Here is a 16,585-nt window from a genome sequence, read left to right as displayed (position 1 = left end):
CAGACCCCCGAGCCGACGACGACCGCACAGTCAGCGCGAGCGATGACGACGACCGCGCTGTCCGCACGAGCGATTCTGCTGGACAAGCCCAAGTCTCTGTTCCTCTCCGTCATCGGCATCCGCCCGTTCGGATCCGCACCGCGCCCCAGCCGAGCCGCTGCTCTGCACGGCGACGAGGACGAGCGCCCCGGTCTCAACGCGAAGGAAACCGCACAGCTGCGTGGTATCCGACGCTTCGGGGCCACCGGCGCGGTTCTCATGGCAGTCGGCGCACTCGGTGCAGGCGCCCAGCCCGTGTTGCAGAATCCGACGGCGGGCCTTCGAGTCCTGAGCCTTCCGGGCCGGATGCCGACGGTCGCGCTGACCATGACGATGACCGGCACGGTACTGGTGGTCCTGGCGTGGCTGCTGATGGGACGATTCGCGGTCGGCGACCTCCGCACCAGACGCGGCGCGCCCAGACGGATGAGCCGGTCCCAGCTCGACCGCACACTCTTGCTGTGGATACTGCCGCTGACCGTCGCACCACCGATGTTCAGCCGCGACGTGTACTCGTATCTGGCACAGAGCGAAATCGCGGCGCGCGGGCTCGACCCGTACGTGATCGGTCCCAAAGCCGCTCTCGGTGTCGACAACGTCCTGACCAGAACGGTGCCGACGATCTGGCGGGACACGCCGGCACCGTACGGGCCGTTCTTCCTGTGGATCGGCCGCGGAATCAGCTCCCTGACCGGTGACAACATCGTGGCCGGAATCTTCTTGCATCGACTACTCGCTCTCGCGGGCGTCGCGTTGATCGTGTGGGCGTTGCCCCGGTTGGCCAAACGGTGCGGGGTCTCTGCCGTCAGTTCGCTCTGGCTCGGCGCCGCCAACCCGCTGCTGCTCTTCCACCTGGTCGCCGGTATTCACAACGAGGCCCTGATGCTCGGGCTGATGCTCGCCGGAATCGAGGTGGCACTACGTGCGGTCGAGGGCGCCGGTCCGATACGCGGGCGATCACTGGCGTTGCTGATCGCCGGTTCCGGGCTCATCGCCCTGTCGTCGACCGTGAAGATCCCGTCGCTGCTCGCCCTCGGGTTCGTGGGTATGGCGCTGGCCCGTCGCTGGGGCGGCACCTGGAAGGCCTTCCTCGGGGCGGCCGTGTTACTCGCAATCGTGGCCGCGGCGGTGACGTTCTTCGTCAGTGCCGCGAGCGGACTCGGTATGGGATGGATTCACACCCTCGGCACTGCGACCGTCGTGCGGAGCTGGATGTCGATACCGACAATTCTCGGAGTGGGAACCGGACTCGTCGGAGTGTTGCTCGGCCTCGGCGACCACACCACCGCGATCTTGAGTATCACTCGCCCGATCGCCTATCTGATGGCTGCGATCATCACCGGACGGATGCTGATCTCGGTGTACATGGGTCGCCTCCACGCCGTCGGCGGCCTCGGCATCGCGCTCGGCGCCATCGTGCTCCTCTTCCCGGTGGTGCAACCCTGGTACCTGCTGTGGGCGATCCTTCCCCTCGCCGCCTGGGCTACGGCGCCGGCGTTCCGGGTACCCGCGGTCGTGTTCACCTCCGTCGTCAGCGTCATGCTGATGTCCAACGGAGCCGAGTACTTGCCGTTCATGATCGTGCAGGCCGCGATCGCCACCATTTTCACCGCAGGCACCCTCATCGTCTTCACCCGAAATACTCTGCCCTGGCGCGTCGAGGAGCCAGTAGCGGAAATCACGAAACCCGGACCGGTGGGCGGTGGCTCCCCGACGGGGGCTTACGCTGATTCCCCGTGACCTCGAGAGCTTCCAGATCGTCGACGCCGGCCGTCCATATCAGCGGTGTCGTCAAATCCTTCGACGGCGTTCGAGCCGTGGACGGCATCGATCTCACCGTCGAAACCGCCCAGGTGGTGGCGCTCCTCGGCCCCAACGGGGCAGGTAAGACCACCACCGTCGAAATGTGCGAGGGCTTCGTCGCTCCTGATTCGGGAACTGTCCGGGTGCTCGGGCTCGATCCGATAGCAGACTCGGGCGACGTACGTTCGCGGATCGGCGTGATGCTTCAAGGTGGCGGCGCCTACCCCGGCTCGAAAGCCGGCGAAATGCTCGACCTGGTGGCCGCATACTCCGCAGATCCGCTCGACCCGCAATGGCTACTGGGCAAGCTCGGACTCACCGATGCACGCAAGACTCCGTACCGCCGACTCTCGGGCGGACAGCAACAACGACTGTCGTTGGCGTGCGCACTGGTCGGACGGCCCGAGCTCGTCTTCCTCGACGAACCGACTGCCGGCTTGGACGCACAAGCGCGCCTTCTGGTGTGGGAGTTGATCGACGCATTGCGCCGCGACGGGGTCAGTGTCCTACTGACCACCCATCTCATGGACGAGGCCGAGGCACTCGCCGACGAACTCGTCATCATCGACCACGGGCGGATCGTCGCATCCGGAACGCCCGCAGAAGTCACCAGCAAGGGCGCTGAAGGACAGTTACGCCTGAGCACCCTTCCCGGACTGAGGTTCGACGCCTTGCAGAGGGCACTGCCCGGATTCCGGATCGAGGAATCCAACCCCGGAACGTACGTCGTCGAAGGCGCCATCGCGCCGTCCACGGTGGCGGCCGTGGCACAGTGGTGCGCCGATCAAGACGTCCTGATCAACGACATTCGCGTGGATCAACGAAGTTTGGAAGATGTCTTCCTCGAATTGACGGGTCGGGAACTGAGGGGATGACGGTGATCAAAACCATGAACGACACAGCATCGAACAATCGCGCAACAACAGCATCGAACGGTGCCAGGGACCGGCGGTTGGCAGAGAACCGTTTCGCCCCGGGCACGTTCAGTCCCGACCCGCGCCCCAATTCCGCAGCGAAGATGCTGGCCGCCCAGACGCGGCTCGAACTGACGTTGCTGCTGCGTAACGGTGAGCAACTTCTGCTCACGATGTTCATTCCGATCACCCTGCTGATCGGTCTGGTTCTCCTGCCCGTCGGCGACCTCGGTGAGTCACGAGTGGACACGGTACTTCCCGGTGTGATGATGGTTGCGATCATGTCGACCGCGTTCACCGGCCAGGCCATCGCCGTCGGGTTCGACCGTCGCTACGGTGCCCTCAAACGTCTGGGCGCCACTGCGCTCCCCACATGGGGCGTCATCGCGGGAAAGAGCTCCGCGGTGATCATCGTGGTGGCTCTGCAATCGGTGCTGCTCGGTGCGATCGGTCTCGCCCTCGGGTGGCGACCGTCGATTGCCGAACTGGCAGTCGGCGCCGTGATGATCGCTCTGGGGACGGTCATGTTCGCGGCTCTGGGGCTACTGCTCGGCGGTACCTTGCGGGCGGAGATCATTCTCGCCCTGGCCAACATCCTCTGGTTCGTCATGCTCGGTATCGGCAGCGTCGCGTTCGCCGGTGACGATCTGCCCGGCGCAGTACACGTCCTGGTGCGGATCGTGCCGTCCGGAGCGCTCGCTCATGCGCTCGACTCCGCGCTCGCGTCGTCCGTCGACTGGTTCTCGGTACTCGTTCTGATCGTCTGGGCCGGCGTGGGCGGACTGTGCGCGGCCCGATGGTTCAAGTTCGTCTGAATCGACACACGAGCACCCGTGAGTGGAAAAGGATGCTGGGCAACACTTTTCCACTCACAGGTGCCGAATTCACCTAAGCCAGGACCTCGTTGAAGGTCTTACTCGGCCGCATGACGGCAGAAGCGGCTTCGGGATCAGGGAGGTAGTAGCCGCCGATATCGACCGGCTTGCCCTGCGCATCGTTGAGTTCCTTGACGATGACGTCTTCGTTCTCGGCCAACCGCTGCGCCAGCGGAGCGAAATGCGCTGCCAGTTCCGGGCTCTCGGTCTGCTGCGCCAACTCCTGCGCCCAGTACAGGGCGAGGTAGAACTGGCTGCCGCGGTTGTCGAGTTCGCCCGTCGAGCGTGAAGGACCCTTGTTGTTCTCGAGCAACGTGCCGGTGGCCGCGTCCAGTGCCTTCGCCAGAACCGATACCTTGGCGTCTCCGGTCTTGCGTCCGAGATCCTCGAGACTGACGGCAAGAGCCAGGTATTCACCGAGGGAGTCCCAGCGCAAGTGGTTCTCTTCGAGCAGCTGCTTGACGTGCTTGGGCGCCGAACCACCCGCACCGGTTTCGTACAGGCCGCCACCCGCCATGAGCGGAACGATCGAGAGCATCTTCGCACTGGTACCGAGCTCGATGATCGGGAACAGGTCGGTGAGGTAGTCACGCAGGATGTTGCCCGTTGCGGAGATGGTGTCGAGGCCGCGAACCAGCCGCTCCATCGTGTACCGGATGGCACGAACCTGGGACATGATCTGGATGTCGAGACCCTCGGTGTCGTGATCCGAGAGGTACGTGCGCACCTTGGTGATCAGGTTGTTCTCGTGCGGGCGGTACGGATCGAGCCAGAAGACGACCGGCATTCCGGACTCGCGTGAGCGCCGAACGGCCAACGCCACCCAGTCCTGGATCGGAGCATCCTTGACGATGCACAACCGCCAGATGTCGCCCTCTTCGACGTTCTGCGTCAACAGCACCTCACCAGTGGCGAGATCGGTGATGTTGGCGACGCCGGCCGTCGGAACCTCGAACGTCTTGTCGTGAGATCCGTACTCCTCGGCCTTCTGCGCCATCAGGCCGACGTTGGGAACGGTACCCATCGTGGTGGGATCGAACGCACCGTTCGTCTTGCAGAAGTTCACCATCTCCTGGTAGATCCGGGCGAACGTGGACTCCGGGTTGACTGCCTTGGTGTCCTTCGGACGACCGTCCGCTCCCCACATCTTGCCGCCGGCGCGGATCATCGCGGGCATCGACGCGTCCACGATGACATCGCTCGGAGAGTGGAAGTTCGAGATTCCACGTGCAGAGTCGACCATCGCCAGTTCCGGGCGGTGCTCATGGCACTTGTGCAGATCCTCGACGATCTCGTCGCGCTTGGAGGCCGGGAGCGTGTCGATCTTGGCGTGCAGATCCGACAGACCGTTGTTGACGTTGACGCCGAGTTCCTCGAACAGTTCACCGTGCTTGGCGAACGCGTCCTTGTAGAAGACCCGGACGGCATGGCCGAACACGATCGGGTGCGAAACCCGCATCATGGTCGCCTTGACGTGCAGTGACAACATGACGCCCGTCTCGTAGGCGTCCTGCATCTGCTCTTCGTAGAAGTCGATCAGCGCTTTCTTGCTCATGAACATGCTGTCGATCACGTCGCCGTCGGTGAGGGACACCTTGGGCTTGAGCACGATGGTCTCGCCGTCTGCGGTGAGCAGCTCCATCTTGACGTCACGGTCACCGTCGACCACGGTCGACTTCTCACCGTGGTAGAAATCGCCTTCCCGCATGTGTGCGACGTGGGTACGTGACGCCATCGACCACTTACCCATGCTGTGCGGATGCTTGCGGGCGTATTCCTTGACCGCCTTCGGCGCGCGCCGATCCGAGTTGCCCTCGCGCAGGACGGGGTTCACCGCACTGCCGAGACACTTGGTGTATCGGTCGCGGATCACGATTTCCTCGTCGGTCTTCGGATTTCCCGGGTAGTCGGGAATTGCGTAGCCCTTGGCCTGCAGCTCGTCGATGGCTGCCAGCAACTGGGGTACCGACGCGCTGATGTTCGGCAACTTGATGATGTTGGTCTCGGGCAACTGCGTCAGTCGACCCAGTTCCGCCAGGTTGTCCGTTACACGCTGGTTCTCTTCGAGGTAATCGGGGAACTCTGCGAGTATACGGTTGGCTACCGAGATGTCCGACGACTCGACGTCGATTTCGGCCGCACCGGCAAATGCCTGTACGACCGGAAGAAACGCGTGTGTCGCGAGCATCGGTGCCTCGTCTGTCAGCGTGTAAATGATAGTCGGCTTTTTTGCCTTCATGTTTCGCCTTCGCCTCAGTGTCCGTTAGACGCATCGTCTTCGTGTGACTGCGTCCGACGTCAACCCTAAACACTCGACCCGCACGTGTGCTGACCACTGGCCGGATCGGACTACTTCGGCCGACCCGAACGCACCGACGGGAGTCGTCCACACCCACCCGGGCACGCCCCCAACGACACTGTGTAGTTGACCGCACTCTACGATCGTCCATGTGGCGAACAGTGTGTATGCCGGGTTCTTGCGCGTGGTGGATCGACTACCTCTCCCCTCGCTGAAAACGCAGAAGATCATCGCGTTCATCGTGATCCTGACGCAGGGCGGCATCGCTGTCACCGGCGCAGTGGTTCGGGTGACGGCGTCCGGGCTCGGCTGCCCCACCTGGCCCCAGTGCTTCCCGGGAAGTTTCGTTCCCGTCGGCCACGGCGAGGTCGCGGTACTGCACCAGGCTGTCGAGTTCGGCAATCGACTGCTGACCTTCGTGGTGGTGGTCACGGCAGCGGCCGTGGTCTTGGCGGTCACGCGCGCTCGACGCCGTCGCGAAGTAATCGTCTACGCGTGGATGATGCCGCTCGGAACGGTCCTGCAGGCCATCATGGGCGGCATCACCGTCCTGACCGGGCTGCTGTGGTGGACAGTGGCCATTCACCTGGTGGCGTCGATGTTGATGGTGTGGGTCGCGACCGTGATGTACGCCCGGATCTCCGAACCGGACGATGCCACGACGTTGACGGTGACGGCTCGTCCGTTGCGCTGGCTCACCGCCCTGTCCGCCGTCGCGTTGGCGGGTGTCCTGGTAGCGGGAACGTTGGTCACCGGAGCCGGCCCGCACGCGGGTGACAAGAACATCGAGCGCACCGTACCGCGTCTGGGCATCGAGATCGTGACGCTCGTTCATCTGCACTCGCAGATGCTGGTGGGCTATCTGGCTCTGATCGTGGGCTTGACCTTCGGGCTGTACGCGATGGGTACGTCGGCGGCGGTGAAGCTGCGCCTGAAAGTTCTGCTGGTGCTCATACTCGCGCAGTCCCTGATCGGTATCGTGCAGTACTTCACGAATGTGCCTTCCGCTCTCGTGGTCATGCACGTCGCCGGTGCCGGTTTGTGCACCGCGGCGACGGCGGCGGTCTGGGCGGCGGGGAAAACTCGTCAGTTCGACAGGTCACCCGACGCGGTTGCGGCGCCGTCCTGACCCGAACTCGGTCCTCGAATGCAGACGCGGGCTGCCGGTGAGCGTGATGCTCACCGGCAGCCCGCGTCTGCGTCTGCCTAGATTTCGTTACGGGGTTTCGGGAAACGCGTCTGATGTGCGACCCACCCGGCCATCTTCTTCCAGTGCCCCGGCGCAGGGGTGACGATGCTGGTGATCTCTCGTTCCCATTCGGCAACGGTGACGGTGTCGAAGGACGCGACCACCGCGTTGGCCGTGGCCAGATCCGCGACCACCTGGTCACCGAGGATTCCGTCGGCGCCGACCAGGGTGATGCGGACACCGGACCCGCCGACCGGTTGGATGACGGCACTGGCGGAGCCGCCGTGATCGGCGACGAACGTGGCGATCGCCTTGACCGTCGACTTCGGCAAGGCCGGCGCAGGTGCGGACGGGGTCGCGTCCGACTTCTCGGTATCGGTGCTCATGGTTCGACCATACTGGTCGGTAGCACGCCGGTGAAGGCAGGCACCGACAGTCGCCACTGCGGCGCGGGTGCAATACACCGTGGCTCGCGTGTAGAACAGGACTCATGCGCGCAATACATGTCACCGAAACCGGTGGACCCGACGTCCTGATCCCGACCGAGCTTCCCGACCCGACACCTGATGCACACGATCTCCTCGTCCGTACCGACGCGATCGGCGTCAACTACATCGACACCTATTTCCGAACCGGCCAGTATTCGCGTCCACTCCCCTACGTTCCGGGGGACGAGGGCACCGGCGTCGTCGAGTCCGTCGGTTCGGGCGTCACCGACTTCGAGGTGGGCGATCGCGTCGCCTGGGCGGCGGTGGCCGGCAGCTATGCCGAGAAGGTGTCTGTTCCCGCCGCTGTGGCCGTGAAAGTGCCCGCCGGTGTTCCTGCCCCGACAGCGGCCTCCGCGTTGCTCCAAGGCATGACAGCGCACTATCTCGCCAACTCCACCTATCCGATCCGGGGCGGCGACGCGGTGCTCGTACACGCCGGCGCAGGTGGGGTGGGACTGATTCTCACCCAGATGGCCGTCAGCCTGGGTGCCACGGTGATCACCACGGTGTCCTCCGACGCGAAAGCGGACCTCTCACGCGCGGCCGGCGCATCCCACGTCCTGCGATACGACGACGACGTGGCGGCACGGGTACGCGACCTGACCGGCGGGGAGGGTGTGGCAGCGGCCTACGACGGGGTCGGTGCGACGACGTTCGATTCGAGCTTGGCGTCGGTCCGGATCCGCGGAACGGTCGCCCTGTTCGGAGCCGCGAGTGGTCCGGTTCCGCCGGTGGATCCGCAGCGACTCAACTCGTCCGGTTCGGTGTTCTTGACCCGGCCGACGCTGGGCCATCACATCCGCACTCGTGAGGAGTTGACCTGGCGGGCCGGGGAAGTGTTCGACGCGATCGCGGCAGGCACTCTCGACATCCGGGTCGGCGCGCAGTATCCGCTGGCCGACGCGGCAACTGCGCATCGTGATCTGGAAGGCCGAGCGACAACGGGATCGATAGTTCTGATCCCCTGACCAATACCTGCTGTGCGCCTTTGTCGACCGCGGGCGGTTGACAAAGGCGCACAGCAGGGTCAGTTGAGCATGTCGGCGATCGTCTGCAACCCGAAGACCGAGTCGAGGGCAAGGCCCACGAAGACGATGGCCAGGTAGTTGTTGGACTGCAGGAACAGGCGCAGCGGCTTGACGGCCGCGCCGCCCCGGACGCTGCGGTAGAGCTGATGCGCCATGAGCAGGAACCAGGCTCCGGCGAGGACGGAGACCGCCGCGTACACGACACCCGATGCCGGGACCAGTAGCAGGGTGGTGATCACCATGGCCCAGCTGTAGTACAGGATCTGCTTGGTGACATGCTCTTCGGTGGCGATCACCGGCAGCATCGGAACACCGGCCGCTTCGTAGTCTTCCTTGTATCGCATGGCGAGCGCCCAGGTGTGCGGCGGCGTCCAGAAGAAGATGATCAGGAACAACACCACCGGTTCCCAGCTCAACGAACCGGTGACCGCTGCCCAGCCCACGAGGACGGGCATACAGCCGGCGGCGCCACCCCAGATGACGTTCTGCCAGGTCCGGCGCTTGAGGATCATGGTGTAGATCAGCACGTAGAACGCGATGGTGATCACGACGAGAATACCGGCCAGCAGGTTCGCCCGCCACCACAGCCAGGCGAACGACGCCACCCCGAGTACCAGTCCGAAGACCAGCGCGTTTCGGGTGGGTACCGCCTCGCGGGCGAGTGGCCGCTTGGCGGTGCGCTTCATGACCTTGTCGATGTCGGCGTCGACCACGCAGTTCAGGGAATTGGCGCTCGCCGCACCCATCCAGCCACCGAACAGCGTGCTCAGGATCAGCACCAGATCGACCGATCCTCGATCGGCCAACAGCATTGCCGGAATGGTTGCCACCAACAGCAATTCGATCACTCGCGGCTTCGTGAGCGCGATGTATGCCAGAACCTTGCCCGTTGCTCGACCCCACACCGTCGCGGTGTTGGTTGCTCGCGGGGCGGCACTGGGGCTGCCGAAGCCATGTCCGGTCGGCTGTTGCCCTGTCCGCACGTTCTCTCCTTGCACCACGCGTTACCGCACTATCTCTTCACGACCTTGGCTGACACTTTCTTCTACTACGGACGATGGTAGACCGCGGCCATGTCGGAACCGAATCGACCCGCAGTGCCAGGACCATTAGGCTGGCAGATGCAGTGGAGGGACACCCCACCCTCGCAATCCACGTACACCATGTCAGGAGACATCTGCCAGTGTCGATCACAGACGAGATCCACGTCCTCACGCAACCAGTCCACCCCTCGGACTGGACCGACCTGGACACCAAGGCTGTCGATACCGCCCGCGTGCTCGCGGCCGATGCCGTTCAGAAGGTCGGCAACGGCCACCCCGGAACCGCCATGAGCTTGGCGCCGTTGGCGTACACCCTTTTTCAGCGAGTCCTGCGCCACGACCCTTCCGACGCGAAGTGGGTCGGCCGCGATCGTTTCGTCCTCTCCTGCGGGCACTCGTCCCTGACGCTGTACACCCAGCTCTACCTGTCGGGCTACGGCCTCGAACTGTCGGACATCGAGGCATTGCGCACCTGGGATTCACTGACACCGGCCCACCCCGAGGTCGGGCACACCGTCGGCGTCGAGATGACCACCGGCCCGCTCGGTCAGGGCCTGTCGTCCGCCGTCGGGATGGCAATGGCTGCGCGGCGTGAGCGCGGGTTGTTCGATCCCGAAACCGCCGCAGGCGAATCTCCCTTCGATCACCACATCTACGTGATCGCCTCCGACGGCGACATCGAAGAGGGCGTCACCTCCGAGGCATCGTCATTGGCCGGCGTCCAGGAGTTGGGCAACCTGATCGTCTTCTACGACGACAACAAGATCTCCATCGAGCACGACACCGCGATCGCTCTCGGTGAGGACGTCGGCAAGCGCTACGAGGCGTACGGCTGGCACGTCCAGCACGTGCTCGGTGGCGAGAACGTCTCCGGCATCCTCGACGCCGTCGCGGCGGCGAAGGCCGTCGTCGATCGCCCGTCGATCATTCTGCTCCGCACCATCATCGGATACCCGGCACCGAAGATGAACACCGGTGACGTCCACGGCTCGGCCCTGGGTGTCGAGGGCGTGGCAGCGGTCAAGGAGGCTCTCGGTTTCGATCCGAGCAAATCCTTCGACGTCGACGCCGACGCGTTGGCTCACGCCCGTGAGGTCGTCGCCCGCGGTGCGGATGCGCGCAAGGCGTGGCAGGTCGAGTTCGACGCCTGGGCCGCTCGCGAGACCGAGCGCAAGGCACTCTTCGACCGGCTGCACGCCGGCGAGTTCCCGGCCGGCTGGACGGATGCACTGCCCACCTACGAGGCTGACGCGAAGGGTATCCCCACGCGTAAGGCGTCGGGTGCTGCGCTGAGTGCCCTGGGTCCGGTTCTGCCCGAGTTGTGGGGCGGCTCCGCCGACCTGGCCGGTAGCAACCTCACCACCATCAAGGGCGCCGATTCGTTCGGTCCGACGTCCATCTCCACCAGCGACTGGAATGCCGAACCGTACGGCCGCACCCTGCACTTCGGTATCCGTGAGCACGCGATGGGCTCCATCCTCAACGGCATCGCGCTGCACGGTCCGACCCGCCCGTACGGCGGAACGTTCATGGTGTTCTCCGACTACATGCGCCCTGCCGTTCGCCTCGCCGCGATCATGAAGACGCCGGTCACCTACGTCTGGACCCACGACTCCATCGGTGTCGGCGAAGACGGTCCGACGCACCAGCCGATCGAGCACCTCGCGGCACTGCGTGCCATCCCCAACCTGTCGGTCGTGCGCCCCGGTGACGCCAACGAGACCTCGTTCGCCTGGCAGGCAGCGCTCGAACACAAGGACGGCCCGACCGCGCTGGCGCTGACCCGTCAGGACGTCCCGGTCCTCGAAGGCACCAAGGAGAAGGCAGCCGAGGGCGTCAAGCGGGGCGCATACGTGCTCGCCGACGCCGCGAACGGTGCCCCGGAGGTCGTGCTGTTGGCAACCGGTTCCGAACTGCACCTCGCAGTGCAGGCTCGGGAGACCCTCGAGGCTCAGGGAGTCGCCACCCGCGTCGTGTCCGTTCCGTGCCTCGACTGGTTCCTCGAGCAGGATCAGGCGTACCGCGACGAGGTGATTCCGCCTGCCGTCCGCGCTCGTGTGTCGGTCGAAGCCGGCATCGCCATGCCGTGGTGGCGCATTCTCGGCGATGCGGGCCAGGCCGTGTCGATCGAGCACTACGGCGCTTCCGCCGATTACAAGACCTTGTTCCGGGAGTTCGGCATCACCGCCGACGCGACTGTCGCAGCCGCGCAGCGCTCCCTCGCCGCCCTGAAGGGATGATCTCGATGACTCAGAACGTGAACACCGAAAAGCTCTCCGCTGCAGGAGTATCCATCTGGCTCGACGATCTCTCACGCGATCGCATCCAGTCGGGTAACCTGCAAAACCTGATCGACTCCAAGTCCATCGTGGGTGTCACCACCAACCCGTCGATCTTCCAGGCGGCTCTGTCCAAGGGCTCGGACTACGACGCTCAGGTTCGCGAGTTGGCCCAACGCGGGGCCGACGTCGACGCCACCATCACTGCCGTCACCACCGACGACGTGCGTGCGGCCTGCGACATCCTGGCCCCGCAGTTCGAGGCGTCCAACGGCGTCGACGGGCGCGTGTCCATCGAAGTCGATCCGCGGCTGGCTCACGATACGGACGGCACGATCGCGCAGGCGATCGAGCTGCACAAGATCGTGGACCGTCCGAACGTCCTGATCAAGATTCCCGCGACGTTGGCCGGTATCCCCGCCATCGCCAAGGTCATCGGCGAAGGCATCAGCGTCAACGTGACGCTGATCTTCTCGGTCGAGCGATACGAAGCCGTCATGGGCGCCTACCTCGACGGACTGGACGCCGCGAAGGCGGCCGGGCGCGACATCTCGAAAATCGAGTCGGTTGCCTCCTTCTTCGTCTCGCGCGTCGACTCCGAGATCGACAACCGACTCACCGCTGTCGGCACCCCGGAGGCGCTGGAGCTGCGCGGCAAGGCTGCACTCGCCAATGCCCGCCTGGCCTACAACGCCTACCAGCAGATCTTCGAGGTGCAGCCGCGATTCCAGGCTCTGATCGCCGACGGCGCCAAGGCGCAGCGTCCGTTGTGGGCGTCCACCGGCGTGAAGAACCCGGACTACTCGGACACCCTGTATGTAACCGAACTGGTTGCTCCGAACACGGTCAACACCATGCCGGAGAAGACTCTCGACGCTCTCGCCGATCACGGCGAGGTCACCGGCGACACCATTTCGGGCACCGCCCAGGACTCTCAGGCGATCTTCGATCAGCTCACTGCGGTGGGCATCGATCTCGTCGACGTGTTCGCCGTCCTCGAGACCGAGGGCGTCGACAAGTTCGAGGTTTCGTGGAATGAGCTTCTCGACGCCACCGCCGAGCAGCTGCGCGCAGCAACGCAGAAGAGCTGACCAGATGAGCGATTCCGCGGCGGCAGCCGAGTGGGTCAACCCTCTTCGAGACAGCACGGACAAGCGGCTCCCCCATATCGCGGGGCCGTGCGCTCTGGTCATCTTCGGTGTGACCGGTGATCTCGCGCGCCGAAAGCTGATGCCCGCCATTTACGATCTCGCCAACCGCGGGTTACTGCCGCCCGGATTTGCTCTCATCGGGTTCGCTCGACGCGACTGGTCCGACGAGGACTTCGCCGGTGTGGTCCTCGATGCGGTGCAGGCCGGTGCCCGCACCGAGTTCCGTCAGGATGTCTGGGAGCGGCTCGCCGAAGGTATCCGGTTCGTCAAGGGCAGTTTCGGTGAAGCCGAAGCCTTCGAGAATCTGGCCGCCACGCTCGCGAAGTTGGACGACGAACGTGGGATCGGCGGTAACCACGGTTTCTACCTGGCGATCCCACCGGATGCATTTCCTCAGGTGTTGGAACAGCTGTCGGCTTCCGGGCTCGCACACGGCGAGGACGGACAGTGGCGACGAGTGGTCATCGAGAAGCCGTTCGGTCACGATCTGGAAAGTGCTCGCGAACTCAACGCGGTGGTCAACAAGGTCTTCCCTGAGGACCGCGTTTTCCGTATCGATCACTATCTGGGCAAGGAAACAGTCCAGAACATTCTGGCGTTGCGGTTCGCAAACCAGTTGTTCGATCCGATCTGGAACGCCCATTACGTCGATCACGTCCAGATCACCATGGCCGAGGACATCGGTCTCGGTGGTCGGGCCGGATACTACGACGGGATCGGCGCTGCCCGCGACGTCATCCAGAACCATCTGCTGCAACTTCTGGCGTTCACCGCGATGGAAGAACCCATCAGCTTCGAACCGCTGAACTTGCAGGCCGAGAAGATCAAGGTCCTCTCTGCCACCCGTCTCGCCGAACCCCTCGACGAGACCACTGCTCGCGGCCAGTACGCGGGCGGGTGGCAGGGTGGTCTGCCCGTGATCGGACTTCTCGAGGAAGACGGTTTCGCGGCCGATTCCACGACCGAGACCTTCGCGGCAATCACACTCGAGGTCGATACCCGCCGCTGGGCCGGGGTGCCGTTCTACCTGCGCACCGGCAAACGTCTCGGACGCCGGGTCACCGAGATCGCGGTGGTGTTCAAGCGGGCGCCGCATCTGCCGTTCGATCAGACCATGACCGAGGATCTCGGCCAGAACGCGTTGGTCATCCGAGTGCAGCCCGACGAGGGCGTCACCATGCGATTCGGTTCCAAGGTTCCGGGCTCGAGCATGGAAGTACGAGATGTCAACATGGACTTCTCGTACGGGACGGCGTTCACGGAGTCCTCGCCCGAGGCGTACGAACGCCTCATCCTCGACGTCCTCCTCGGGGAACCGTCACTGTTCCCGGTGAACGCCGAGGTCGAATTGTCTTGGGAGATACTCGATCCCGTTCTCGAATACTGGGCAGCAGGTGGCAAGCCGCAACCGTACGAGGCCGGCACCTGGGGTCCGCACTCGGCGGACGAAATGTTGAACCGTACCGGACGCGAATGGAGGCGACCCTAGTGATTGTCGATTTGCCGTCCACCACCACAGTGCAGGTGAGCAAGAAGCTGGTGGAAGTGCGCACCACCGGCGGCGCCGTCTCGCTCTCTCGGGTACTCACTCTGGTCGTGTGCACTCGCGACAACGGGAACGCCGAAGCAGCCATCGAGGCTGCCAATCAGGCCAGTCGCGAACACCCTTGCCGCGTCATCGTGCTGCTGCGCGGCGACGAGCAGAGTGAACCTCGCCTCGACGCCCAGATTCGTGTGGGCGGTGATGCCGGCGCGTCGGAGGTAGTGGTCCTTCGCCTCTACGGTCCGCTCGCCGATCACGAGAGCAGCGTCGTCATCCCGTTCCTGTTGCCGGACACACCCGTCGTGGCCTGGTGGCCGCTCGAGGCACCCGAGACCCCGGCGAAGGACCCGGTCGGCAAGCTCGCGATCCGGCGCATCACCGATGCCACCGGCGCGCCGGATCCCACCGCCACCATCAAGAGTCGGTTGGTGTCGTACACGGCGGGCGACACCGACCTGGCGTGGAGCCGGATCACGTACTGGCGCGCTCTGCTGGCGTCGGCTCTGGATCAGCCACCACACGAGAAGATCACCTCAGCGGTGGTGTCGGGCCTGAAAACCGAACCTGCACTCGATATTCTGGCCGGCTGGTTGGCAGCCAAGATCGACGGGCCGGTCATTCGACGTACCGGTGAACTCGCCGTCGAACTCAAACTCGGTGATCACAGCATCTCCATCAGCCGTCCGCAGGAAGGGACGACGGCGACGTTGAGCCGCACCGGGCAGCCCGATGCACTGGTGTCGTTGGGACGCCGCGAAACCCGTGATTGTCTCGCCGAGGAATTGCGTCGACTCGATCCGGACGAAATCTACGAAGAGGCACTCGCAGGCCTCGAGAAGGTCACCTATGAATGAGATCGCAGTCGAAAAGTACGCCGATGTCGACGGGCTCGTGGACGCGGCCGCCCTTCGGTTGGTCGAGACGATCGTTGCCGCCCAGAACGAGCGCGGGTTCGCGTCGATCGTATTGACCGGCGGCGGCGCCGGGATCGCGTTGTTGGCGCAGCTGCGGACCGCCTCCGGTGACGTCGACTGGTCTCGCGTCGACCTGTACTGGGGTGACGAACGTTTCCTGCCCTCCGGAGATCCGGAACGCAACGAAGTCCAGGCTCGTGCGGCGTTGCTCGATCATGTGCCCGTCGATCCGGATCGCGTGCACCCGATGGCTGCGTCCGACGGCATCTACGGCGACGATCCGCACGGCGCGGCTACCGCTTACGAGCAGCTACTTGCAGCTCAGGCACACGGTGAGCACGTGCCGGCGTTCGACGTCCACCTGCTCGGCATGGGTGGTGAGGGGCACGTGAACTCGCTGTTCCCCGACACCGACGCCGTGCGTGAGGACTCTCGTTTCGTCATCGCGGTCACGGACTCCCCCAAGCCGCCGCCGGTGCGAATCACGTTGACGCTGCCCGCCGTTCGCCGTGCTCGCGAGGTGTGGTTGCTGGTCTCGGGTGGCGCCAAAGCCGAGGCTGTCGCCGAGGCTCTGGGCGGCGCTGCCGCTGTGGACTGGCCGTGTGCCGGCGCCACCGGGTCGGAGACCACCCGCTGGTTCCTCGACACGGACGCGGCGTCGAGGCTTCCGTGATCTGACCTCAGACCGGTCGGGGGTCGTCTTCGGGCGGCTCCCGACCGGGTGGAGCGTCGACAGCACTGCCGCCGGCAGGATTGCCGCTGCAGCACCGAATCCCGGTCTGACGCGAACGAAGCTGTGACGAAACAGTTCTCGTCCCCGAGATTCCATTTCTCCAGCCGGTGCCGTGTGCTGCGCAACGATTCATCTCTCCCCCAACCGCGTGCTTGCCCGAGTGATCACTACCTTGGACGCCGCGGTCGACGATTCGGTTCCGCCCCAACCGTCGTCAACCACGGGTCGGCGGCACCGATGAGGTCGTTGCATCCGCTTTCACTTCGCGAGACTCTCGCCACCCCAGT

General features: G+C 64.6%; 13 protein-coding genes. 10 read left to right on the top strand and 3 right to left on the bottom strand.

The window, feature by feature from the left end:
- The first annotated feature begins 42 nt into the window (after nt 1-42).
- Genes mptB through ABH922_RS10090 form a run of 3 tightly spaced genes read left to right on the top strand, consistent with a single transcriptional unit; the run spans nt 43 to nt 3,571 of the window.
- Entirely contained in the window at nt 43-1,779 is a 1,737-nt protein-coding gene (gene mptB, locus ABH922_RS10100; protein WP_424809619.1) for a polyprenol phosphomannose-dependent alpha 1,6 mannosyltransferase MptB, read from the top strand.
- Entirely contained in the window at nt 1,776-2,717 is a 942-nt protein-coding gene (locus ABH922_RS10095) for an ABC transporter ATP-binding protein (RefSeq protein ID WP_424806793.1), read from the top strand. The genes mptB and ABH922_RS10095 overlap by 4 nt, the downstream gene beginning before the upstream one ends.
- 14 nt (nt 2,718-2,731) lie before the next feature.
- Nucleotides 2,732-3,571 (top strand): multidrug ABC transporter permease, encoded by an 840-nt coding sequence (locus tag ABH922_RS10090; protein WP_424806792.1) that lies wholly within the window; start codon nt 2,732-2,734, stop codon nt 3,569-3,571.
- A gap of 73 nt (nt 3,572-3,644) precedes the next feature.
- On the opposite strand, the gene ABH922_RS10085 is transcribed toward ABH922_RS10090, so the two are convergent.
- Nucleotides 3,645-5,870: an NADP-dependent isocitrate dehydrogenase gene (locus ABH922_RS10085; RefSeq protein ID WP_424806791.1), complete on the bottom strand. Its 2,226-nt coding sequence runs from the start codon at nt 5,868-5,870 to the stop codon at nt 3,645-3,647.
- 211 nt (nt 5,871-6,081) lie between these two features.
- Between ABH922_RS10085 and ABH922_RS10080 the strand changes: the two genes are divergently transcribed.
- Nucleotides 6,082-7,059, top strand: coding sequence for a COX15/CtaA family protein (locus ABH922_RS10080; RefSeq protein ID WP_424806790.1), 978 nt, complete (start codon nt 6,082-6,084; stop codon nt 7,057-7,059).
- Nucleotides 7,060-7,136: 77 nt separating this feature from the next.
- On the opposite strand, the gene ABH922_RS10075 is transcribed toward ABH922_RS10080, so the two are convergent.
- Nucleotides 7,137-7,505 (bottom strand): hypothetical protein, encoded by a 369-nt coding sequence (locus ABH922_RS10075; RefSeq protein WP_424806789.1) that lies wholly within the window; start codon nt 7,503-7,505, stop codon nt 7,137-7,139.
- 104 nt (nt 7,506-7,609) lie between these two features.
- Here ABH922_RS10075 and ABH922_RS10070 point away from each other — a divergent pair, with 104 nt between their 5' ends.
- Nucleotides 7,610-8,575: a quinone oxidoreductase family protein gene (locus tag ABH922_RS10070; protein ID WP_424806788.1), complete on the top strand. Its 966-nt coding sequence runs from the start codon at nt 7,610-7,612 to the stop codon at nt 8,573-8,575.
- 59 nt (nt 8,576-8,634) lie between these two features.
- Here the strand turns inward: ABH922_RS10070 and ABH922_RS10065 are convergent, their stop codons facing one another.
- Nucleotides 8,635-9,618 (bottom strand): heme o synthase, encoded by a 984-nt coding sequence (locus tag ABH922_RS10065; protein ID WP_424806787.1) that lies wholly within the window; start codon nt 9,616-9,618, stop codon nt 8,635-8,637.
- A 200-nt stretch (nt 9,619-9,818) separates the two neighbouring features.
- On the opposite strand from ABH922_RS10065, the gene tkt reads away from it, so the two are divergent.
- From tkt to pgl, 5 genes are read left to right on the top strand one after another with little or no spacing between them, the layout of a single operon-like run.
- Complete coding sequence (gene tkt, locus ABH922_RS10060) at nt 9,819-11,918, top strand: transketolase (protein WP_424806786.1); 2,100 nt, start codon at nt 9,819-9,821, stop codon at nt 11,916-11,918.
- A 5-nt stretch (nt 11,919-11,923) separates the two neighbouring features.
- Complete coding sequence (tal, locus tag ABH922_RS10055; protein WP_424806785.1) at nt 11,924-13,048, top strand: transaldolase; 1,125 nt, start codon at nt 11,924-11,926, stop codon at nt 13,046-13,048.
- A 4-nt stretch (nt 13,049-13,052) separates the two neighbouring features.
- Nucleotides 13,053-14,597 carry a glucose-6-phosphate dehydrogenase gene (gene zwf, locus ABH922_RS10050; protein ID WP_424806784.1) on the top strand — a complete coding sequence of 515 codons (1,545 nt, stop codon included), beginning with the start codon at nt 13,053-13,055 and terminating at the stop codon, nt 14,595-14,597.
- Nucleotides 14,597-15,505, top strand: coding sequence for a glucose-6-phosphate dehydrogenase assembly protein OpcA (gene opcA / locus ABH922_RS10045; RefSeq protein ID WP_424806783.1), 909 nt, complete (start codon nt 14,597-14,599; stop codon nt 15,503-15,505). Before zwf ends, opcA begins: the two co-directional genes overlap by 1 nt.
- Complete coding sequence (gene pgl / locus ABH922_RS10040; RefSeq protein ID WP_424806782.1) at nt 15,498-16,238, top strand: 6-phosphogluconolactonase; 741 nt, start codon at nt 15,498-15,500, stop codon at nt 16,236-16,238. Before opcA ends, pgl begins: the two co-directional genes overlap by 8 nt.
- Nucleotides 16,239-16,585: the final 347 nt, after the last annotated feature.

Source organism: Rhodococcus sp. 27YEA15, assembly GCF_049739425.1.
In the GTDB taxonomy this organism is placed as follows: Bacteria; Actinomycetota; Actinomycetes; order Mycobacteriales; family Mycobacteriaceae; genus Rhodococcus_F.
The sequence above is the reverse complement of the archived record's forward strand: the minus strand, read 5'-3'. Positions and strand labels throughout refer to the sequence as shown.